Source organism: Flavobacterium helocola, from assembly GCF_038289885.1.
In the GTDB taxonomy this organism is placed as follows: domain Bacteria; phylum Bacteroidota; class Bacteroidia; order Flavobacteriales; family Flavobacteriaceae; genus Flavobacterium; species Flavobacterium cheniae.
Window position 1 is genome coordinate 420,557 of record NZ_JBBYHT010000001.1, and the last position, 19,324, is coordinate 439,880.

Annotated in this window: 16 protein-coding genes and 2 tRNA genes; 4 read left to right on the plus strand and 14 right to left on the minus strand. The window is 34.0% G+C overall.

Going from position 1 to position 19,324, the window contains the following annotated elements; all coding sequences use genetic code 11:
- Positions 1 to 5: 5 nt before the first annotated feature.
- Both AAEO58_RS01985 and radA read left to right on the plus strand, forming a co-directional pair.
- Positions 6 to 1,208 carry an alpha/beta hydrolase gene (locus AAEO58_RS01985; RefSeq protein WP_341681481.1) on the plus strand — a complete coding sequence of 401 codons (1,203 nt, stop codon included), beginning with the start codon at positions 6 to 8 and terminating at the stop codon, positions 1,206 to 1,208.
- 6 nt (positions 1,209 to 1,214) lie between these two features.
- Entirely contained in the window at positions 1,215 to 2,576 is a 1,362-nt protein-coding gene (radA, locus tag AAEO58_RS01990) for a DNA repair protein RadA (protein ID WP_133608740.1), read from the plus strand.
- Positions 2,577 to 2,721: 145 nt separating this feature from the next.
- On the opposite strand, the gene AAEO58_RS01995 is transcribed toward radA, so the two are convergent.
- From AAEO58_RS01995 to AAEO58_RS02015, 5 genes are all read right to left on the minus strand, one after another.
- Complete coding sequence (locus AAEO58_RS01995) at positions 2,722 to 3,276, minus strand: REP-associated tyrosine transposase (protein WP_341681484.1); 555 nt, start codon at positions 3,274 to 3,276, stop codon at positions 2,722 to 2,724.
- Positions 3,277 to 3,458: 182 nt separating this feature from the next.
- Positions 3,459 to 3,656, minus strand: coding sequence for a hypothetical protein (locus AAEO58_RS02000; RefSeq protein ID WP_341681485.1), 198 nt, complete (start codon positions 3,654 to 3,656; stop codon positions 3,459 to 3,461).
- Positions 3,657 to 3,758: 102 nt separating this feature from the next.
- Positions 3,759 to 4,349: a hypothetical protein gene (locus AAEO58_RS02005; RefSeq protein ID WP_341681486.1), complete on the minus strand. Its 591-nt coding sequence runs from the start codon at positions 4,347 to 4,349 to the stop codon at positions 3,759 to 3,761.
- A gap of 48 nt (positions 4,350 to 4,397) precedes the next feature.
- On the minus strand, positions 4,398 to 7,661 hold the full coding sequence (mfd, locus tag AAEO58_RS02010) for a transcription-repair coupling factor (protein ID WP_423972053.1): 3,264 nt from the start codon (positions 7,659 to 7,661) through the stop codon (positions 4,398 to 4,400).
- A gap of 93 nt (positions 7,662 to 7,754) precedes the next feature.
- Positions 7,755 to 8,363: a hypothetical protein gene (locus AAEO58_RS02015; RefSeq protein ID WP_341681490.1), complete on the minus strand. Its 609-nt coding sequence runs from the start codon at positions 8,361 to 8,363 to the stop codon at positions 7,755 to 7,757.
- A gap of 232 nt (positions 8,364 to 8,595) precedes the next feature.
- Between AAEO58_RS02015 and AAEO58_RS02020 the strand changes: the two genes are divergently transcribed.
- The gene (locus AAEO58_RS02020) at positions 8,596 to 9,552 is read left to right on the plus strand and encodes an NAD-dependent epimerase/dehydratase family protein (RefSeq protein ID WP_341681492.1); all 957 of its coding nucleotides are present in this window, start codon (positions 8,596 to 8,598) and stop codon (positions 9,550 to 9,552) included.
- Between the two features lie 50 nt (positions 9,553 to 9,602).
- Here the strand turns inward: AAEO58_RS02020 and AAEO58_RS02025 are convergent, their stop codons facing one another.
- The 4 genes from AAEO58_RS02025 to AAEO58_RS02040 form a co-directional block, all read right to left on the minus strand.
- Positions 9,603 to 10,181 (minus strand): globin family protein, encoded by a 579-nt coding sequence (locus AAEO58_RS02025; protein WP_341681494.1) that lies wholly within the window; start codon positions 10,179 to 10,181, stop codon positions 9,603 to 9,605.
- An 18-nt stretch (positions 10,182 to 10,199) separates the two neighbouring features.
- Positions 10,200 to 10,637 carry a hypothetical protein gene (locus tag AAEO58_RS02030; RefSeq protein ID WP_133608756.1) on the minus strand — a complete coding sequence of 146 codons (438 nt, stop codon included), beginning with the start codon at positions 10,635 to 10,637 and terminating at the stop codon, positions 10,200 to 10,202.
- Positions 10,638 to 10,782: 145 nt separating this feature from the next.
- Entirely contained in the window at positions 10,783 to 11,283 is a 501-nt protein-coding gene (locus tag AAEO58_RS02035) for a nuclear transport factor 2 family protein (protein ID WP_341681495.1), read from the minus strand.
- A 1-nt stretch (position 11,284) separates the two neighbouring features.
- Positions 11,285 to 12,574 carry an NAD-dependent succinate-semialdehyde dehydrogenase gene (locus tag AAEO58_RS02040; protein WP_341681497.1) on the minus strand — a complete coding sequence of 430 codons (1,290 nt, stop codon included), beginning with the start codon at positions 12,572 to 12,574 and terminating at the stop codon, positions 11,285 to 11,287.
- Positions 12,575 to 12,809: 235 nt separating this feature from the next.
- On the opposite strand from AAEO58_RS02040, the gene AAEO58_RS02045 reads away from it, so the two are divergent.
- Positions 12,810 to 13,403, plus strand: a complete 594-nt coding sequence (locus AAEO58_RS02045) for a 2OG-Fe(II) oxygenase (RefSeq protein WP_264367696.1) — start codon at positions 12,810 to 12,812, stop codon at positions 13,401 to 13,403.
- Positions 13,404 to 13,464: 61 nt separating this feature from the next.
- Here AAEO58_RS02045 and AAEO58_RS02050 read toward each other — a convergent pair whose 3' ends face one another.
- From AAEO58_RS02050 to rseP, 5 genes are all read right to left on the minus strand, one after another.
- The gene (locus tag AAEO58_RS02050; protein ID WP_162845045.1) at positions 13,465 to 13,878 is read right to left on the minus strand and encodes a hypothetical protein; all 414 of its coding nucleotides are present in this window, start codon (positions 13,876 to 13,878) and stop codon (positions 13,465 to 13,467) included.
- Between the two features lie 157 nt (positions 13,879 to 14,035).
- Entirely contained in the window at positions 14,036 to 17,086 is a 3,051-nt protein-coding gene (locus tag AAEO58_RS02055) for a choice-of-anchor I family protein (protein ID WP_341681501.1), read from the minus strand.
- 596 nt (positions 17,087 to 17,682) lie between these two features.
- Positions 17,683 to 17,756 (minus strand) — tRNA-Asn (locus AAEO58_RS02060).
- A 36-nt stretch (positions 17,757 to 17,792) separates the two neighbouring features.
- A tRNA-Asn gene (locus tag AAEO58_RS02065) sits at positions 17,793 to 17,866 on the minus strand.
- A gap of 72 nt (positions 17,867 to 17,938) precedes the next feature.
- Positions 17,939 to 19,264, minus strand: coding sequence for an RIP metalloprotease RseP (gene rseP, locus AAEO58_RS02070; RefSeq protein ID WP_341681503.1), 1,326 nt, complete (start codon positions 19,262 to 19,264; stop codon positions 17,939 to 17,941).
- Between the last annotated feature and the right edge of the window lie 60 nt (positions 19,265 to 19,324).

Consider the following 19,324-nt stretch of genomic DNA (forward strand, 5'->3'; position numbering starts at 1 on the left):
TTAAAATGAAAACCAAACTTTTCCTTTTTGCTTTACTGTTATCGTCATGCATATTTGCACAACGCACGCCAGAAACTATCGAATCTAAAAAATTAGGCAAACGAACTTTTACGGTCGTAACACCTCCATCATATGCTACTAGTCCAGAAAAAAGTTATCCAACTTTATTAGTTTTAGACGGCGAATATTTGCTAGATCCTTTTGAAGGAATTTTAAAATATGGTGCTTATTGGGACGATTTACCTGAAATGATTATCATCGCTGTAAATCAAAATTATGGAGAAACAAGGTTTGCAGATAGCGAATTTGACGAAGCAGGATTCCCATCAGGTTCAGGAGCAAATTTCTTCGAATTCATAGGGCAAGAATTGTATCCATACATAGACAAAACGTATCGCACCATTCCTTTCCGAATGATTGCTGGACATGACACAACTGCTGGTTTCTTAAATTTTTATTTATACAAAGACAACCCAATTTTCAACGCATATATTTCGTTAGCTCCAGAAATGGCTCCAGAAATGGAAAAACGTATAGCAGAACGTTTGTCAAAAATAACCAAACCAGTTTTCTATTATCAAGCAACTGGCGAAGGTGATTTAAAAGAAATCAACGAGAAAGCAGCAGAATTAGATACAAATATTAAAGCCATTCCAAATGCTACTTTTAAATATCAAAACGACACATTCAAAGGTGCTTCGCATTATTCTTTAGTAGCAAAAGCAATCCCAAGTGCTATTTATTTTATTTTTGATGGCTACCAACCCATCTCAATGGTTGAGTTTCAAGATAAAATTTTAAAATTAGATGCAGGTTATACTGATTATTTGGTAGCGAAATACGACGAATTAGAAAAACGTTTTGGTTTTAAAATGAAACCAAGATTATCAGATTTTAAAGCTATCGAAGCGGCAATAATGAAAAATAAAGGCTATAATGACTTATTAACTTTAAGTGATTATGCTAACAAACATTATCCAAAAACTACTTTAGGAACGTATCACGAGGCTTTATATTACGAAAAAACTGGTAATTACAAAAGAGCTATTAAGACGTATCAAAAGTCATTTACACAAGAAGCTATTCGTGAAATCACTAAAGATTTCATGTTGAACCGTGCAGAAGCTTTAAAAGGAAAACCAGACAAACCAACCGAAGAAGTTCCAGCAGAAACTCCTACAGAAGAACCAACTGAAAAAAAGGAATAAAACAAAATGAGTAAAGTAAAAACGGCTTTCTTTTGCCAAAATTGTGGTACCCAATATTCAAAATGGCAAGGACAATGTAACGCTTGTAAAGAATGGAATACCATTGTAGAAGAATTGGTTCAAAAAGAAGAAAAAGTAGCTTGGAAAACCACCAGTGCTACTTCAAAAGCCGCAACTAAACCTTTACTAATTAAAGAAATAGATACCGCACAAGAAATCCGATTGAACACAACAGATAACGAGTTGAATCGGGTTTTGGGTGGCGGATTGGTTCCGGGTTCCTTAACTTTATTAGGTGGCGAACCAGGAATTGGAAAAAGTACGTTGCTCTTGCAAATTGCTTTAAAATTACCTTACAAAACGCTTTATGTTTCGGGTGAAGAAAGCCAAAAACAGATAAAAATGCGTGCTGAACGCATTACTTCTAATGGCGATAATTGCTACATTTTAACCGAAACCAAAACCCAAAATATCTTCCGTCAAATATTAGAAATTGAACCCGATATTGTCATTATCGATTCAATTCAAACTTTACATACCGATTATATCGAATCGTCTGCGGGAAGTATTTCTCAAATTAGAGAATGTACGGCGGAGTTGATTAAATATGCCAAAGAATCGAATGTGCCGGTTTTATTAATCGGACACATTACGAAAGACGGAACCATCGCCGGACCAAAGATTTTGGAACACATGGTGGATACCGTTTTACAATTTGAAGGCGATAGAAATCACGTGTATCGAATTTTACGTTCGTTGAAAAACCGTTTTGGTTCTACTGCCGAATTAGGTATTTACGAAATGCAAGGTTCTGGCTTACGCGAAGTAGATAATCCATCTGAAATTTTGATTTCGCATAAAGACGAACAACTTTCAGGAACGGCAATTGCTACTACTTTAGAAGGCATGCGTCCGCTGATGCTAGAAATTCAAGCTTTAGTTAGTACAGCAGTTTATGGAACGCCACAACGAAGCACCACAGGTTACAACGCCAAACGACTAAACATGATTTTAGCCGTTTTAGAAAAACGTGCTGGCTTTCGATTAGGCACCAAAGACGTTTTCTTAAATGTAACGGGAGGAATTTCTGTAGAAGACACCGCAATTGATTTAGCCGTTGTTGCCGCTATTTTATCCTCAAACGAAGACATTGCCATTGCTGAAGGTTTTTGCTTTGCTGGAGAAGTAGGCCTTTCAGGAGAAATTAGACCGGTTAACCGCATTGAACAACGCATTCAAGAAGCAGAAAAATTAGGTTTCACCACCATTTTCGTTTCCAAACACAATAAAATTTCCTTGAAAAACACGGGAATCAAAATTGTTTTAGTTGCGAAGATTGAAGATGTGGTGAGTGAGTTGTTTGGGTAGATATAATATTCAAAAGTTAAATTTACACATCATAGTCGATAGCGCGGATTTATAAACCGTGCACACAATCTACTTCAAAAAACAAATTCACTTTATTTATAATACGTCGATAGCGCGGAATTGCATTCCGTGCCCACTATCCACTTCAAAACAAATCTAACAAAACAATTTCCAATTCATTTTCTAAACCAGCATAATTTCTGGCTGAGCTAAAATAATAATCTTCGGGTAGCGTAACTATTTTATCTTTCACAGGATTATTGTGAATATATTCTATCTTTTGTTTTATAAAGGAATTGCTATAAATATGTTCGGCATGATAACCATCTTGCCAAACTTTATATTCTTGTTCCCGTTTCAAATGTTCACAAGCTTTTTGAAAATATGCCAACAACCATTCTCTTCTGCTTTCAGGTCCATCGATTATGGTTTGAATAATTTTTTTGGAAGTAAATTTTTTGAAATCTCTTATCACATCCGACAAAACAAAACCATTTGTTGCTTTGCAAAATAAATGAATGTGACTGCTCATGATACAATACGCATAAATTTCTAATCCTTTGTTTTGTTGACAATGCTTTAAAGAATCGGTAATGATATATTTTTGATTTAATCGTGTGAAAACATCTACCCAACCTACAGTTGTTATGGTAATAAAGTAAGCGTCATCAGTTGTGGTGGCTTTGTATTTTGTTGACATGGCGTGTAATTTATATTCAAATATAAAAAAACTTCGTCAATTATAATGTTGTGTTTTTTATTTACTTTGTGGGCACGGAATGCAATTCAGCGCTATCGTTGAGGTGAGATATCCGAGCGGTCAGGTTCAAGACAAGAAAAAACTAAAGAAATTAAAAGAAAAACGAGATTTGAATGATTTGTTTAGGAGTTAAAAATATCTTTAATAATTTGAAGTACATCTATTTTTCCTATAAATCCCATAATTGCTAAATATACAAAACCAAAACCAGCAATGTATCCTTTCAAATCGGTACTCTTTAAAGGAGATGGCTTTTTATAAGTATCATATATAAAATAGACACCTATAAAGAGAAAGCATAAAGCGATTAAAAAATTCATAAGAGATAAATCAATGTTGCTAATTATAATCAAGTTAATAACAAATCTAACAAAAATTTAAATTTTCTCCAATAACTCAACACCTTACTCACCGAGAAATCATTAAAAATATTGAGGAATAACTTGATCAGAAAATATAGGTTTTCCAATTCTAGACACTCCTTTTTTCAATTTCAAATAATCTGTGGCAAGTTGCCAAATATATTCATAACCTTTATCACCAATTTCATTTTTTCTTTTTTCAATTTTAGTTGCATCACTTGAAACTAAGTCAGCAATTATTGGATGAACTAATGTCCACATTCCTGAGTTATTTTTTCCTGGAATTAAATCAGATTGTAACTGGGAGATTTCTGCAAATGTATTAACGCAAACTAATCTATCTTGAATTTTAAAATTATATTTATTTTGAATTTTGTCTTCAAATACCAGCATGACAATACAATCAATATCTTCATTATAAGCTGCAATTAACAATGGATTTGTTTTTACAACTATTGCACCTTGACTATCTCCATATTTTACATGCTCAGAAATAACTTCAATATGGGTTGAAAAACCCCATTTCTTGAATTTATATTTGATTTCTTGAATAGGGCTAAATATTTCTGGAATTAGAAACTTTAATTTTTTTAAATCGATATCAATTCCAATTGAATCAGACGCGAAAGAAGTATTATCGTGATATTTCATAGTATTTTAAAAATAATTGGAAAAGGTAATTATAAATTTCTACTTAAACTAAATCCCCTCCAACAACTCCAATGCCTTATTCACTGATTTCACATTATCAAAAGTCAGTAATAAACGTAAGCCGTTTTTGGTTTCTTTTTCTTTTATTTTACAAACATTGCCGTTGCGTTGGGCAAATTGTAGCACTTTCATGAAACGGTTACTTTGGTAAAAATCACTTTGTTGGTCGCCAATGAAATAACCAATCATTTTGCCTTGTTTCATCATCAAACGTTCAATTCCCATTGCGGTTGCTTTCCATTTGATACGCACGCTATTTAGTAAGGCAACAGCTGGTTTTGGCAACGCACCAAATCGGTCAATTAATTTTTGTTCAAATTGTTGTAAGGTGGCTTCGTCTTTAATTTGGCTCAACTCATTGTATAAATTCAAACGTTCGGTGATGTTGTTGATGTACTCATCTGGGAACAGCAATTCAAAATCAGTATCAATTTGAATGTCTTTGACAAACTCTTTGGTTTCGATGTCGTTTTCTTCCTGGTACAAGTCTTTGAATTCGTTTTCTTTCAACTCGTCAATGGCTTCGTTCATGATTTTTTGGTAGGTATCAAAACCAATTTCGTTGATAAAACCACTTTGTTCACCACCTAATAAATCTCCAGCACCACGAATTTCCAAATCCTTCATCGCAATATTGAAACCGCTTCCTAATTCGCTAAATTGTTCCAAAGCCGTAATACGTTTTTGCGCTTCACCCGTCATCATCGAATACGGTGGCGTAATGAAATAACAAAACGCTTTTTTATTACTTCTTCCCACACGACCACGCATTTGGTGTAAGTCTGATAATCCAAAATTATTGGCATTATTGATAAAAATCGTGTTCGCATTTGGTACATCTAAACCACTTTCGATAATAGTGGTTGCGACCAAAACGTCAAATTCGCCTTCCATGAAAGCTAACATCAATTCTTCCAATTTTTTCCCATCCATTTGACCGTGACCGATTCCTACTTTTGCTCCTGGCACCAAGCGTTGAATCATTCCGGCAACTTCTTTGATGTTTTCAATTCGGTTATTGATGAAAAACACTTGCCCACCACGCTGAATTTCATACGATATGGCATCACGAATGGCTTCTTCGTTAAAACGAATCACGTGCGTTTCAATCGGATAACGATTTGGCGGAGGCGTTGTAATTACCGATAAATCGCGCGCTGCCATCAACGAAAACTGCAACGTTCTCGGAATCGGCGTTGCGGTTAACGTCAAGGTATCAACATTCGTAGCAATCGTTTTCAATTTATCTTTTACGTTTACTCCGAATTTTTGTTCTTCGTCAATAATCAACAAGCCTAAATCTTTAAAAACGACATTTTTATTTACCAATTGATGTGTTCCAATCAAAATATCGACTTTTCCTTCTTGTAATTTTTGAAGTGTATCGGCTTTTTGTTTCGCCGTTCTAAATCGGTTCACATAACTTACGGTAACTGGCATATCTTTTAAACGTTCTGAAAACGTGCGGTAATGTTGATACGCTAAAATGGTTGTTGGGACTAAAACCGCGACTTGTTTTCCATTGTCCACCGCTTTAAATGCCGCACGAATAGCTACTTCTGTCTTTCCGAAACCAACATCACCACAAACCAATCTGTCCATCGGACGCTCGTTTTCCATGTCAGCTTTTACATCAGCTGTAGCCGTAATTTGGTCGGGCGTATCTTCGTAAATGAACGAACTTTCTAATTCTTTTTGCAAATAACTATCGGGTGCAAACTGAAAACCTTTGTCTAATCTTCGCTTTGCATACAACTGAATTAAGTTGAACGCAATGTGTTTTACTCGTGCTTTTGTCTTTTGTTTTAAGGTTTTCCAGGCATTGCTTCCTAATTTGTAAATCTTAGGTGGAGCACCATCTTTCCCATTGTATTTTGAGATTTTATGTAGCGAATGAATGCTCACATACACAATATCGTTATCGGCATAGACCAATTTTATTGCTTCTTGCGTTTTGCCTTCGACCTGAATTTTTTGCAAGCCACCAAACTTTCCAATTCCGTGATCGATGTGCGTTACATAATCACCCACCGACAAAGAAGTCAATTCTTTTAACGTAATGGTTTGCTTTTTCGAATAACCATTTTTGATGGAAAACTTATGGTAACGCTCAAAAATTTGATGGTCGGTATAACATGCAATTTGATTTTCTTCATCGATAAAACCTTCAAACAAAGGCAACACCATGGTTTTATATTGCTTGCGAATGCTTTCGTGATTGGCTTCATCAATATCTTCAAAAATATCATGAAAACGACTCGCCTGATTTTCATTAGAACAACACAAATAATTTTTGTATCCGTTGAAATGATTTTCGCTCAAATTGTTCAACAACAAATCGAATTGTTTATTGAACGAAGGCTGTGGCTGAATATGAAATTCGACTTTTTTATCGGTTTTAAAAACAGCGTTAGCATGCAATTCGATTACCGAAAAATCCAGAGCACGTTTTAAAAATTGCTTTTGATTTAGGAATAATTCTTCGGGTGGCGCGTGCTGAATATCCTTAGATAATTTTTCGAAAGCTTCATTGGCTTTATCGAATAATTTATCCAATTGTTGTCCTAATAATTCTGTATTTTGAATCACTAAAACCGTTTTCTCGTTGATATAATCCAAAAAACTTTCGTGGTTTTCTTGCAGTAATTTATTTTCAACATTTGGAATGATTGAAATCTTTTTCAGTTTTTCAATTGACAATTGCGTTTCGACATCAAAACTTCGGATGCTATCAATTTCGTTTCCAAAAAATTCAATTCGGTACGGATTATCATTGGAAAAAGAAAACACATCGATGATTCCACCACGAACGGAAAATTCGCCTGGTTCGGTAACAAAATCAACACGTTTGAAATTGTATTCAAACAAGGTTTCGTTAATGAAGTCGATGGAAAGTTTGTCTTCCACGGACAATTTTAACGTGTTTTTCTCTAATTCTTTTCGGGTAACTACTTTTTCAAAAATGGCTTCGGCATACGAAACAATTATCGCTGGTTTTTTTCGCGAATTGATTCGGTTTAAAACCTCAGCACGAAGCAGCACATTTGCGTTGTCGGTTTCTTCAATTTGATAAGGTCTTCGGTACGAACTTGGGTAAAAAAGTACGTCTTCGGCATTAATTAATTGCTCCAAATCGTTTAAATAATACGCCGCTTCTTCTTTATTACTGAATAAAATCAGGAAAGGAAGTTCGGATTTTTTAAACAGTGAATGTGCCACAAAAGACAACGACGACCCAACCAAACCAGTCATTTGAGACTTTTGGCGCGCTGCGAATGTACTTTCTAAAACGGCAATCTTTGGTGACTTATCGTAAATGGATATAATGTCGGTCTTGCTCAAAACTTACTCTATTTTTTTATCTGAAAACTCCATTTTCTTTCGCATTTCATCTGGATTTGCGTTTCGTGTTGTATCCAAAGCTTGCAACATTAATTCTTCTCCAATTTCTTTTGGGATGGCTTTTTTAATGATGATTTCATCCCATTGTTTGTATAATCCTTTAATTTCTTCATTAATTTCTGGAATCAATTTAGCAATTCTTTGTTCTGGAATTACTCTTAAATTCATGAAAGTTTCAAGCGATTTTAATTTGGTATTTAAAGTCGTAATTCTACTTAAAATTTGAGGCTTATTGTATTCCAAAGGAATTGTAATCGCCAAAGTATCTGCTTTTGAAGACAAATTCTTAGTTTTCATTTGAAAAGCCGACAAAGTAGATTGTGGTTTTTGAAGCATCTCAATTTCAAACTGGCGCCATTCGTTCCATTTATTCAAAGTAACATTTACTTCTGGTCTTGCAGTAGGAAAATTGAATTGCCACATTTTCGAAATGTTCTTAAAAACAGCTTCGTTTTTTTGAGCTACTTTTTGGGCTTCTAATTGATGATTTTCACTTTCACATGAAATTAATGTCAAAACTAAAAGCGATAAACTATATAAGAAAACTTTCATTCGGATAAATTAAAAAGCAAAGGTACAAATGTTTACTTAACGTAGTTACTTTTCTAATAATATCTTAACACTGGTTTTACATCTAAAATGTTAATCCATTAAGAAAAGTCTTTGAAAGAATGTTAATTTATTAAATATATAAATTAAGCAGGTTATTTGTAAAAATATCACAAAAAATCATCTGAAAAATTACTTCTAAATGTTATATTTGTTACCACTTTTACACAACCAAATGGATACGAAAATTTTAATAATTGGTGCTTGTGGTCAAATTGGCACCGAACTTACAGCAAAACTTAGAGCAACTTACGGCGTAAATAATGTAGTAGCTTCTGATATTAGAAAATTAGAAAATGATGTGGTAAACAACGGTGTTTTTGAAGTTGTTAATGCTTTAGATTACAACCAAATTGAGCATTTACTTGAAAAATATCAAATTACTGATGTGTATTTGATGGCGGCTTTACTTTCGGCTACGGCTGAAAAAAACCCAGCCTTTGCATGGGATTTGAATATGAATTCATTATTTCATGTTTTGAATTTAGCCAAAGCAGGAAAAATTAAAAAGATTTTTTGGCCTTCGAGTATTGCGGTTTTCGGACCAACAACTCCAAGACAAAACACACCACAATATACCGTTATGGAACCTTCAACAGTTTACGGAATTTCGAAACAAACCGGGGAAAGATGGTGTGAGTATTATCACAAACAATATGGTGTAGATGTAAGAAGTATTCGCTATCCTGGTTTAATTAGTTGGAGCACCGAAGCTGGTGGAGGAACCACAGATTATGCAGTAGATATTTATCACAAAGCGATTACCGATGGAAAATTCACGAGTTTCTTATCTGAAAATTCAGAATTACCAATGATGTACATGGATGATGCAATTAAAGCTACCATTGGAATTATGCAAGCTCCAGCAGAACAAGTTAAAATTCGTTCTGCTTATAATTTAGCAGCGATGAGTTTTACACCTAAACAAATTGGTGAAGAAATTAAAAAACACTATCCAAACTTCGAATTAAGCTACGAACCTGATTTCCGTCAGAAAATCGCTGATAGCTGGCCTGCAAGTATTGATGACAGTTCAGCTAGAGAAGATTGGGGTTGGAAAAACGATTTTGATTTAGAAAACATGACCGTAGATATGTTCAAAAACTTAAACGAACATACCTATAAAAAATAAAAAAACGTCCCGAAATATCGGGACGTTTTCCATTAAAACAAAAAACAAACTTACTCCTGAACGATAGGAGCTCTCAATGATTCTAACACAGCAACAACTTCTCCGATTAAAACAGGGTCTGTAACTCCGTTTAATCCAGCAGCTGCTCCTACGTATCCTATAAATTTATCATATTCAGCATCATTTGATTTTTTCCCCATACGAGGATTTTGAGCTGGATCATGAGCTGTAACCATATCTAATCCTGTGTAAACATTTGTTGCCCCTCCACCAGTATTTGCTGAAAAGAAATCGGTCAAATTATCACTTAATATAGCAACATTAGTTGCGTTACCACTTAAAGCTTCTGAAATTACTGGTGCAAAATGCTCACCTAAATTACCTTCAGCTCCAACCACAATGTCAGAAACGATTAAAGTAATTGTAGAATCTACCACAGAACGATAGCTCAATCTCCCTTGTTCAATCATTTGACCCGGATTGTTTGGATCAGCAACCATAGTAGTTCCTCCTAATTTTGCATATAAAGATGCTGGCTCAGCTGCTTTGTCATCGTCACTACAAGAAGTAACAAACGCTCCCGATGCAATAAATAAAGCCAATAAGGCTAGTTTTGAAAAATTTTTCATAGTAATAGTATTTAGAAATTAATTAAAAATTCGTTGAATTCCTCTAGAAAACTTATAGCTAAAGCTATCTTCATTCATTACTGGGCAAGCCGTTTTGTTTTCTAACTCTTTTGGTAATGTAAAACGTTCTGCCTTGTAATTTCCCATGGCTATTAATTTGTCATAAATAGTTTTCGAATCGGCTATTTTTATATCGTGAAAGAAAACCAAAACTCCAGTTTCTCTATTTAATCTATCGGTTTTTACACCTGGAATGGATTTTAAATTTCGATGGATTTCTTTCGCTTTTAGTGAATCTATTGGTTCTTTGAAATCTATTCGACTAATTTGTAGCGATGCATTATCAATTACTAAAGGTTTAGCCGTGGCGATATGAACCACTAAAACCACAAAAAGTATCAGGAAAATTCCGAAGATGCTTCCCAAAGCAATTTTGACTTTTTTATTAATCTTCATTTTATTTGAGATATTTGTTTAGTTGATTTACGTAAACAATTTCTCCTTGGTTTTCTGGAAATGAAAAAAAAGCGAATTTTAACATTTAGACATAAAAAATCCCAAGATAATTTGTCTTGGGATTGAATTTTATTTCGGTTTATTCTTATTTCTTTTCAGAAAGTATTTTGTCTTCTATTACTGATTTTATTTTTACTACTTCATCTACATTGTCATTTGGAACTGTCATGGAAAGCACATAATGTTTAATTTTCCATTGTCCGTTTTCTTGCACTAAAACACCAGAACCGCGACAAATTTTCATTTGTGTACTCAATAATTCGTCAAACCAAACCATTTTTCCGTTTTCGCTAAAATAGATATTACGTTCTATTGCTTTAAAGTTCCAAGCTTTTCCTTTATCGAAATACGGTTTTGCAAAAGCTTGAAATTGCTTTTTATTCCAATTTTCAGTTGCGTCCGTTCCAATAAAAATAGATTCGTCAGACATGGCTCCAAAATACGCTTCATAGTCTGCAGCCGCAGCTGCTTTGTGCCAATTGTCTAAAACGGTAGTGATGTTTTGTTTCTCTGATTGGAGTTTTTCCTCACAAGGTTTACAGGAAAATCCTAGAGTTGCTAGGACTAGTATTGATAGTTTTTTCATATTAAAAAGTATTAATTACAACTGTTTTTACATTTACAAATTCTTTGATGCCGTCTTCGGCTAATTCTCTTCCGTAACCTGATTTTTTTATACCACCGAAAGGTAATCTTGGATCGGATTTTACCATTTCGTTGACGAAAACGGCACCTTCATTAAATGATGGGATTTTAGTCTTGATAAAATCAATGTCTTGAGTAAAGATAGAAACTCCCAAACCAAATTCCGATTGATTACTTAATTCAATTGCTTCTTCAATGTTTTTGAAAGTAATGATTGCTGCTACAGGTCCAAAGGTTTCTTCATTGAAAACAGGCATTTCTGTTGTTACGTTTGTTAAAATTGTGGGTTCATAAAACGCTTCTTTTCGGGTTCCTCCAATGATTAATTTGGCTCCCATTTGAATGGATTTTTGAACTTGAGCTTCTAATTCTTCGGCTAAATCAACTCGCGCTAACGAACCGATTTGAGTTTCTTTATCTAACGGATTTCCAGTTTTTAAATTTTGAATAGCAACTTTGAATTTAGCGACAAACTCTTCTGCGATATTTTCATGAACTAAAAAGCGTTTCGCAGCAATACAACTTTGACCTGCATTTTGCATTCGGGCATTGACGGCTGTTGCTACTGCTTTTTCAAGATTGGCATCTTCTAAAATGATGAAGGCGTTGCTTCCGCCTAATTCTAGCACACATTTTTTTAAGTGTTTTCCAGCTTCGGTAGCGACTGCGATTCCAGCTTGTTCACTTCCTGTCAAGGAAACCGCTTTTATGATTGGATTTGCAATGATGTTTGCGACTTCGCTACTTGGAATTGGTAAATCTTGATAACAACCTTTTGGAAAACCAGCTTGCTCAAATATTTCTTGAATTAATTTGGCTGACTTTGGAACATTACTCGCATGTTTTACCACAACAGTATTCCCTGCTATAATTGTTGGAACCGCGAATCGGAATACTTGCCAAAACGGAAAATTCCAAGGCATTACGCCTAAAATAACTCCTAAAGGTTCGTAGGTGACAAAACTTTCAGAAGCTTCGGTTTTTATGTTTTTTGTAGTTAAAAATGATTCGGCATTTTCGTAATAGTAATTACACAAAAGAGCACATTTTTCAACCTCAGCGATAGATTGTGAAATAGGTTTGTGCATTTCAGTAGTGATACAAGTTGCATATGCTTCTTTGTTTTCTAAAAGTATTTTAGCTAATTGTGGCAGAAAAGAAATTCGATTTTGAATACTTAAATTACGCCAAGAAAGCTGTGTGTTTTCTGAAACTTTTAAAAGATTTTGCATGCTGAAAGGTTTTTGTAAAAATACTAATTTTAATTGAAAACGAGGTTCGTGTTAGGGATTACCTCACCCAGTTTTAGTTGAGTTCGGTGAATTTCATTTGTAGTGGAAATCCTTTATTTGTAAAATTGCCAAATTTTATAAATAAAGATTGTAACGGAAAGCCCGACCCTTGTGGTAACGCCCAAATTAAAAAAGGAAATGATATCTTTGTAAGGTATTTTACAACTTAAATAAAATGGAAGATTGTTTTGAAACCTTAATTTCGAGTTATTTGGATTCGAAAGTGGGAATTGTGGAACATTTTGTATCGGAAGAATTAGCGCAACATTTGATAAACAGATTGTTTGAATTAAAAGAACAAAATTTATTAAAAGCCGCTGGAATAGGAAATGCCGCAAAATTGACTCAAAATTCGGCGATAAGAAGTGATACTATTTATTGGTTAGACCGAGCGAACAATAATGAATATGAAAATGCATTTTTAGATCAAGTAGATGCTTTTGTGTCGTATTTGAACCGAAGTTGTTATACTGGAATTACAGGTTATGAATTTCATTTTGCGTTGTTTGATAAAGGCAGTTTTTATAGAAAACATTTAGATCAATTTCAAGATAATTCGAGCCGACAGTTTTCGATGATTACCTATTTGAACGAAAATTGGCAACCAGAAGATGGTGGCGAATTGTGCATTTATGATGGTGATATGGCTCAAAAAATAGCGCCAACAAACAGAAAAACGGTTTTTTTTAAGAGCAATGAATTGGTTCATGAGGTATTAGAAAGTCACAAACCTCGATTGAGCGTTACGGGTTGGTTGAGAAGAGATTAAAAATTAAAAAAGAGGTTATCAAAAACATGACAACCTCTTTTTTAAATTAAAAGACTTCAAATTATTTATAATAAGGACTTTCGTAATTTAGGAGTTTAGAAAAATAGTCTTTTATAAAAGCATGTTGTTGATTGTGACTCATTTTTTCTGCTGATTTCGTTTCAATTTTAATTTTATCAAAACGATGATCTTCGCGAATCATATTGGATAATTCTGTTTTAGCAGCTGTAGGACCGTAAAGCAAAACAACATCATACTCTTTGATAATATCCATTAATTCTTTGTAATATATTTTTAAGGACTGATTCTCCTTATTATGCATACTATTTTCACTGTGTAACAATTTACTCTGATGTACAGGTTCTGTAAATTTAGAAGCTATAGTATTTACTTCATAATCTTCACTTGAATACTCCATTAAGTGAGCTGTAGAATGATCCATCCAAATGCCAACTCTTTTTGCAACTTTCATCATGGTACTTAATTTTACTAATTAGGCAACTATTTGCTGTATTAAAGTTACAAAAAATATCTAAGTTAGGCAAGAATTAAAATGTAATTCGTGAAATGAAAAAAAAGAGGTATAAAAACAAAAAAGCCAGTCGAATGACTGACTTTCTCGATGAAAAAAACTACTTAACAACCAACTTTTTTGTAATTCCTTCTGAGGTTTTAACTAAATAAACTCCTGTTTGTAATTTTGATGTATTTATGCTTAGTGCTTCTTTTTCCGTAAGGATTAATTTTCCAGTTACATCATACACTTCAATATCTGCCACTCTATTGAAATAAACGATTTCCGAATTTGAAGCTGGATTTGGGAAAATTACAAATGTTTTAGGCTCAGCATTAAAATCAGGATTTGATAATGTATTTTCATCCACTTCATAAATAGTAATAGTTCCACTAATTTCATTGGCTACTAAAACATAACCTTTAGCTGTTGCGCTATTTGCTGGAGCGATATAAGTAATTCCTTCTGGACCATGATCGCCTGAATAAGCTGAAGTACTTCTTGAATTTTTATAATCTACAAAAACTGGGTTATTTGGATTGGTAATATTATAAACTATTACACCGCCCACTCGTTCTAAAGAAACAAAAGCAAAAGTTTCAGTTGCAATCTGCGCGATAGTTACGCCTTCTGGCTCTGGTCCTTTTGCACGACTTCTTCCTTTTGGCGTATTGTTTTCGTGATCTGCATTAAAAAGGGTTGGTAAATTTGCTGCTGTGTAACGTTCAAAATCATCTCCACTATCAAAAACTATCTGTTTGGTTGAAGTATTGAAAATAGAAAACGAACGTGTTCCTACACAATGAATAGTTTCAAATTGAGCATCTACATCGGTATTTCCGTTAAGATTAGTTACTCTGAATCTTCCCAAATTATGATTTTGTTTTAAAACTGAAGCATTTGGGAAGATTGTAGCATCTAAACCAAAAGCTCCTGAACCAACAGCAACTCTTTCGGTAAAAGCGCTATATTCTTTTTCATCCCCTTCGTTTGCAGTAACTAAATAAGTGGTTCCACCAACGGTATAACTTGCAACACCATCTGGAATAAAGTAGGCTTGAATAGGCCAATTAGCAATTAAAACCTGACCATTGTTATCAGAAACATCAAATCCGTTTCCAGGCAGACTGATGTCTTTTGTTCCCAATGCCCAAATGTCTGAAATAGTATTGTTTGTTAGGTTAATTTCAACAATGGCATTATTTTCTTGTAAGGTTACCCAAGCTTTTTGAGAATCAGTACTTATGGTAATATATTCTGGTTCGAAATCTTGAGATAAAGTACTTGTAGATTTTAATTTTCTAACTCCCGAAGCAATTAAAGTAGCTTCTTGGGCGTTATAAGCCGTGAATAACAACGTTGTTACATTTGATTGAGATAACGATGCAATTCCACCAGAAATATCAATAATACTTACCGAACCTTCAGGATCAATTGAATAATCAAGATTTGGCTGTCCTTCGTTTGCTGTCATTACTTTTGTACCGTCTGGAGAAAAAGTAATCATATCGGGAAGTGCTCCTACGGTTACTTGTTTTAAAAATGTTCCATTCGTATCGAAAAACACAACCGAACCGTTCAATGTTTCATCTGCATTTGGTGAAGCTACTGCTACAATTCCGTTTTTAACTGCAACGCTTGTTACTCCTCCATAGGGATTGATATTTACAGAATTAATTACAGAAGGACTTGTTGGATTAGAAAAATCGATAATATCTAAATATCCTGCTACTGCGCTTGTGGTAAACAAACGTTGCGAAGCAACATCGTGTACAACAATTTCGCAAGTACTGGTACTAGCTCCTGAAGGGTCAAAACTTCCGATATAATTCAATTCGATTTGGTTGCTTGGAGTTGGCGCTTGACTATCGTTATCAACAATGTAAATAGTAGTAGTTGGAGTTCCAGAAATTGTAATTCCGGATGCGCTTTCCAAACTTAACACAAAATATTCGGAATGTTGTTCTTCTAAAATGTCATCAATAATAGGAATATTTACAGTTAATGTTGCTGGTGATGATTCTGTAATGAAGATAGTTTGTGACGCTAATGTAAAATCAGCATTATCTGCTGTACTGAATGGTGCTGATTTTACTACTAAATCTACCAAACTAGTTGCAGGATTTGCAATGTTCAAAACCAACGACAATGCTCCTTGATTTTCGTTTACTGTAATGAAATTTGAAGCAAAAGAAATACTAGGATTTGCTGTTGTAAAAATTCCAGATTGTATAGTAGTTATTCCATTATCGTTTAAATCTTCAACTGTATTTGGCAATAAAGCTATGTAATACGTTTGGTTAACCGTTAAACTTGAAAGCGGCGTAATTGAAATTACATTTCCTGAAATTGTAGCATCAAAAGGAACGATTGCTCCAGTTGCATTATTCAAGCGCAATTCAACAATAGCGTCAACATTATTATTGTCGATTACACTATTATCTGCTAATCGAATGGCTTCGTTAAAAGAAATAGTCGGAACTACATCCGTTGCCACATTTGTAGCATTATTTAAAGGAAATAAAGTTGCTAAAGGCGCAATAACATCTGGACCACCAAAAGTTGTACCTTCTAAAGTGAAGTTATCAAATCGATTGTTTCCAACAGTTCCACCTGAACCTTGTTGAAATTCGACTTTCAATTTAAAATTTGGATTGTTATCGGTAGCGTCGATTCCTGAAAAATCTAAAGTCGCTAATGCTGGATCTCCGTTGTTTGGAATCACATTTGTAAAAGGAAGATAATTTGTCCCATCAATAGAATATGACCAAACTTGCGTTCCTGCACCAGAACTTGAACGACGAGTTGCAAATTTTACGATACAATTTTCATAACCAGTTGTTGGTAATGTAAATTCTAAAGCACCACCAATAGGATCATTAAATCGTAAATGTGTTCCAGAAACATCTCCATTTCTGGCATTTAAATTTAGTACGTTAAAATTTTGTCCTGTTCCATTTGCAAAATCAATTGCACTGATTCCGCCTGGAATGGCATTTAAAGTTGCGCCTCCAAGTGTTAGACTTGGTGCTGTAATGGTAGCAATTGATGTACTGTTGTTAAAGTTCCAATAATGTACTAATGTTTGTCCGTAAGTTGTAGAAACAAACAAAACTAAAAGTAGTGATAAGAATCTGCTGCTCTTTTTAGTAGTGTAATTTTTATTCATTTTTGTGTTGATTAATGTTGCACAAAATTGAATTTCAAAAGTTATAAGGAAGTGAATTAAAAAATAAGAAAGTATTAAATTGCTACTAGCTATTATTTTCTAAAGGTTAAGCGATAATGTTTTAATAATATTATGGAAAAGATTCGATTTCATTTTGATAACATAAAAAAGAGCAACACTTTCGTATTGCTCTTTTTGCTCCCCCTCTTGGGCTCGAACCAATCCCGATAGCTATCGGGACTCTGATTAACAGTCAGATGCTCATTTATATTTTTCTAGTAATTTAAATTTCATCTCAGGGTATTGAAGCAAATTTTGAATATATATTCTGCTCTTCATTGATTTTATATGCTTCTCAATTGATAACCCTTGATGTTTAGTTTCACATTCAATAGTGAAAATCAATTCCCAATCATCTGATTTATATGTAAACTTTCTTTTTTGAGATTCATTTAAATGAAATTCTAATCTTTAAATAAGATTTTCGGTAAAACCAATGTAATGTTTGTCCAATTTTTTGGAGTAGAGAATGTAAACCGTGTTGTTCATTTGATATAAATAAAAAAACCGATACAAGTTGTATCGGTTTTTTGTTGCTCCCCCTCTTGGGCTCGAACCAAGGACCCTCTGATTAACAGTCAGATGCTCTAACCAACTGAGCTAAGGAGGAATCACCTCAAAGGTTTATATTGTGCTTAAAAGTTTGCTCCCCCTCTTGGGCTCGAACCAAGGACCCTCTGATTAACAGTCAGATGCTCTAACCAACTGAGCTAAGGAGGAAGTTGTATATCTTTTAAGCGAGTGCAAATATAAACTGATTTTTTGTTATCGCAAATTATTTTATTGAAAAAATTATAAAAGTTTGTCTACTACTAATTGATAAATATCTTTTCCGAAAGTTAAAGCCATTAACGTCAATAAGATAATCATTCCAAAGGTTTGAACATACCCAGCTGCTTTGTCTGATAATTTTTTCCCAGTTATCATTTCAACAATCGTAAATAATGCATGTCCACCATCTAAACCAGGAATTGGCAATAAGTTCATAAATGCCAAACCGATTGAGAATAATGCAGTGAAATTCCAAATAAATTCCCAATTCCAAGTATCAGGTAAACGACGTGCAATTCCTATTGGACTTTGAACGTGTTTGTAAGCTTCTGTTTTTGGGCGTAAAATTAATTTGAATTGTTTTACATTATAAACTAACAGTGACCATGATTCTTTTACCGCTGCAGGAACCGCTTGTCCGAATGATAATTGATTGTTTACTTCGTAATCTAATTTATCTAATGCTTTGTTGATGAAACCTAATTTTCCTTCCTTATCAACCTTCGCTTTCAATTCAACCATTTGAGTTCCTCTCAAAACTGACAAAGAAATGCTATCATTTTTATGTTTTGAAATTCGTTCTTTAAACTCATCATAATAAGTAAAAGCTGTTCCGTTTAACGCTTTAATTTTATCACCTTTTTTTAAACCTGCTACATCTGCTGCCGATTTTGGAACAACAGAATCTACTACGGTATTTGAAAATCGAGGTCCAACAAATTCTTTCCCTTCTTTACTTATGATTTCACCTTTCATTTCATCGGTTAAAATCACATCAACTTTAGCACCATTACGTTCTACCTCAACTTTATCACCTAATAAAACATCTAATGTCATACGGTTAAAACTTGGTTGGTGTTTTCCGTCTACTGAAAGAATTTTATCTCCATTTCTAAAACCTGCTTTTTGACCTACTTCGCCAAAAGCCAATCCGTTTTCTTGAATTTTAGCTGTTGAAATAAATTTTTGCCCTACAGTCGAATACATAATGGTAAAAATCAACCAAGCCAAAATTACATTTACAATGATTCCGCCTAACATAATAATCAAACGTTGCCAAGCTGGTTTTGAACGGAATTCCCATGGCTGAGCTTCCTCGCTCATTTGTTCCGTATCCATACTTTCATCAATCATTCCCGAAAGTTTTACATAACCTCCTAGTGGCAACCATCCGATTCCCCATTCTGTTTCACCAATTTTCTTTTTCACTAATGAAAAACCAGCATCCATAAACAAGTAAAATTTCTCTACTCGTACTTTAAACATCTTGGCTGTAATGTAGTGACCAAATTCGTGAAGAATTACTAAAACTGATAATATGAATAATATTTGTGCTACTTGAATCATTTTTACGCTTTTATTTAAACGACAAAAGTAAGGTTTTCACCTTACTTTTCATCATTATTT

What these genes read in the sequence shown, in the direction of transcription:
- AAEO58_RS02050 (WP_162845045.1), bottom strand. Translation starts at nt 13,878, where the DNA reads ATGATGAAAGTTGCAAAAAGAGTTGGCATTTGGATGGATCATTCTACA.
- AAEO58_RS02005 (WP_341681486.1), bottom strand. Translation starts at nt 4,349, where the DNA reads ATGAAATATCACGATAATACTTCTTTCGCGTCTGATTCAATTGGAATT.
- radA (WP_133608740.1), top strand. Translation starts at nt 1,215, where the DNA reads ATGAGTAAAGTAAAAACGGCTTTCTTTTGCCAAAATTGTGGTACCCAA.
- AAEO58_RS02035 (WP_341681495.1), bottom strand. Translation starts at nt 11,283, where the DNA reads ATGAAAAAACTATCAATACTAGTCCTAGCAACTCTAGGATTTTCCTGT.
- AAEO58_RS02000 (WP_341681485.1), bottom strand. Translation starts at nt 3,656, where the DNA reads ATGAATTTTTTAATCGCTTTATGCTTTCTCTTTATAGGTGTCTATTTT.
- rseP (WP_341681503.1), bottom strand. Translation starts at nt 19,264, where the DNA reads ATGATTCAAGTAGCACAAATATTATTCATATTATCAGTTTTAGTAATT.
- mfd (WP_423972053.1), bottom strand. Translation starts at nt 7,661, where the DNA reads ATGACTGGTTTGGTTGGGTCGTCGTTGTCTTTTGTGGCACATTCACTG.
- AAEO58_RS02015 (WP_341681490.1), bottom strand. Translation starts at nt 8,363, where the DNA reads ATGAAAGTTTTCTTATATAGTTTATCGCTTTTAGTTTTGACATTAATT.
- AAEO58_RS02040 (WP_341681497.1), bottom strand. Translation starts at nt 12,574, where the DNA reads ATGCAAAATCTTTTAAAAGTTTCAGAAAACACACAGCTTTCTTGGCGT.
- AAEO58_RS01995 (WP_341681484.1), bottom strand. Translation starts at nt 3,276, where the DNA reads ATGTCAACAAAATACAAAGCCACCACAACTGATGACGCTTACTTTATT.
- AAEO58_RS01985 (WP_341681481.1), top strand. Translation starts at nt 6, where the DNA reads ATGAAAACCAAACTTTTCCTTTTTGCTTTACTGTTATCGTCATGCATA.
- AAEO58_RS02020 (WP_341681492.1), top strand. Translation starts at nt 8,596, where the DNA reads ATGGATACGAAAATTTTAATAATTGGTGCTTGTGGTCAAATTGGCACC.
- AAEO58_RS02025 (WP_341681494.1), bottom strand. Translation starts at nt 10,181, where the DNA reads ATGAAAAATTTTTCAAAACTAGCCTTATTGGCTTTATTTATTGCATCG.
- AAEO58_RS02045 (WP_264367696.1), top strand. Translation starts at nt 12,810, where the DNA reads ATGGAAGATTGTTTTGAAACCTTAATTTCGAGTTATTTGGATTCGAAA.
- AAEO58_RS02030 (WP_133608756.1), bottom strand. Translation starts at nt 10,637, where the DNA reads ATGAAGATTAATAAAAAAGTCAAAATTGCTTTGGGAAGCATCTTCGGA.
- AAEO58_RS02055 (WP_341681501.1), bottom strand. Translation starts at nt 17,086, where the DNA reads ATGAATAAAAATTACACTACTAAAAAGAGCAGCAGATTCTTATCACTA.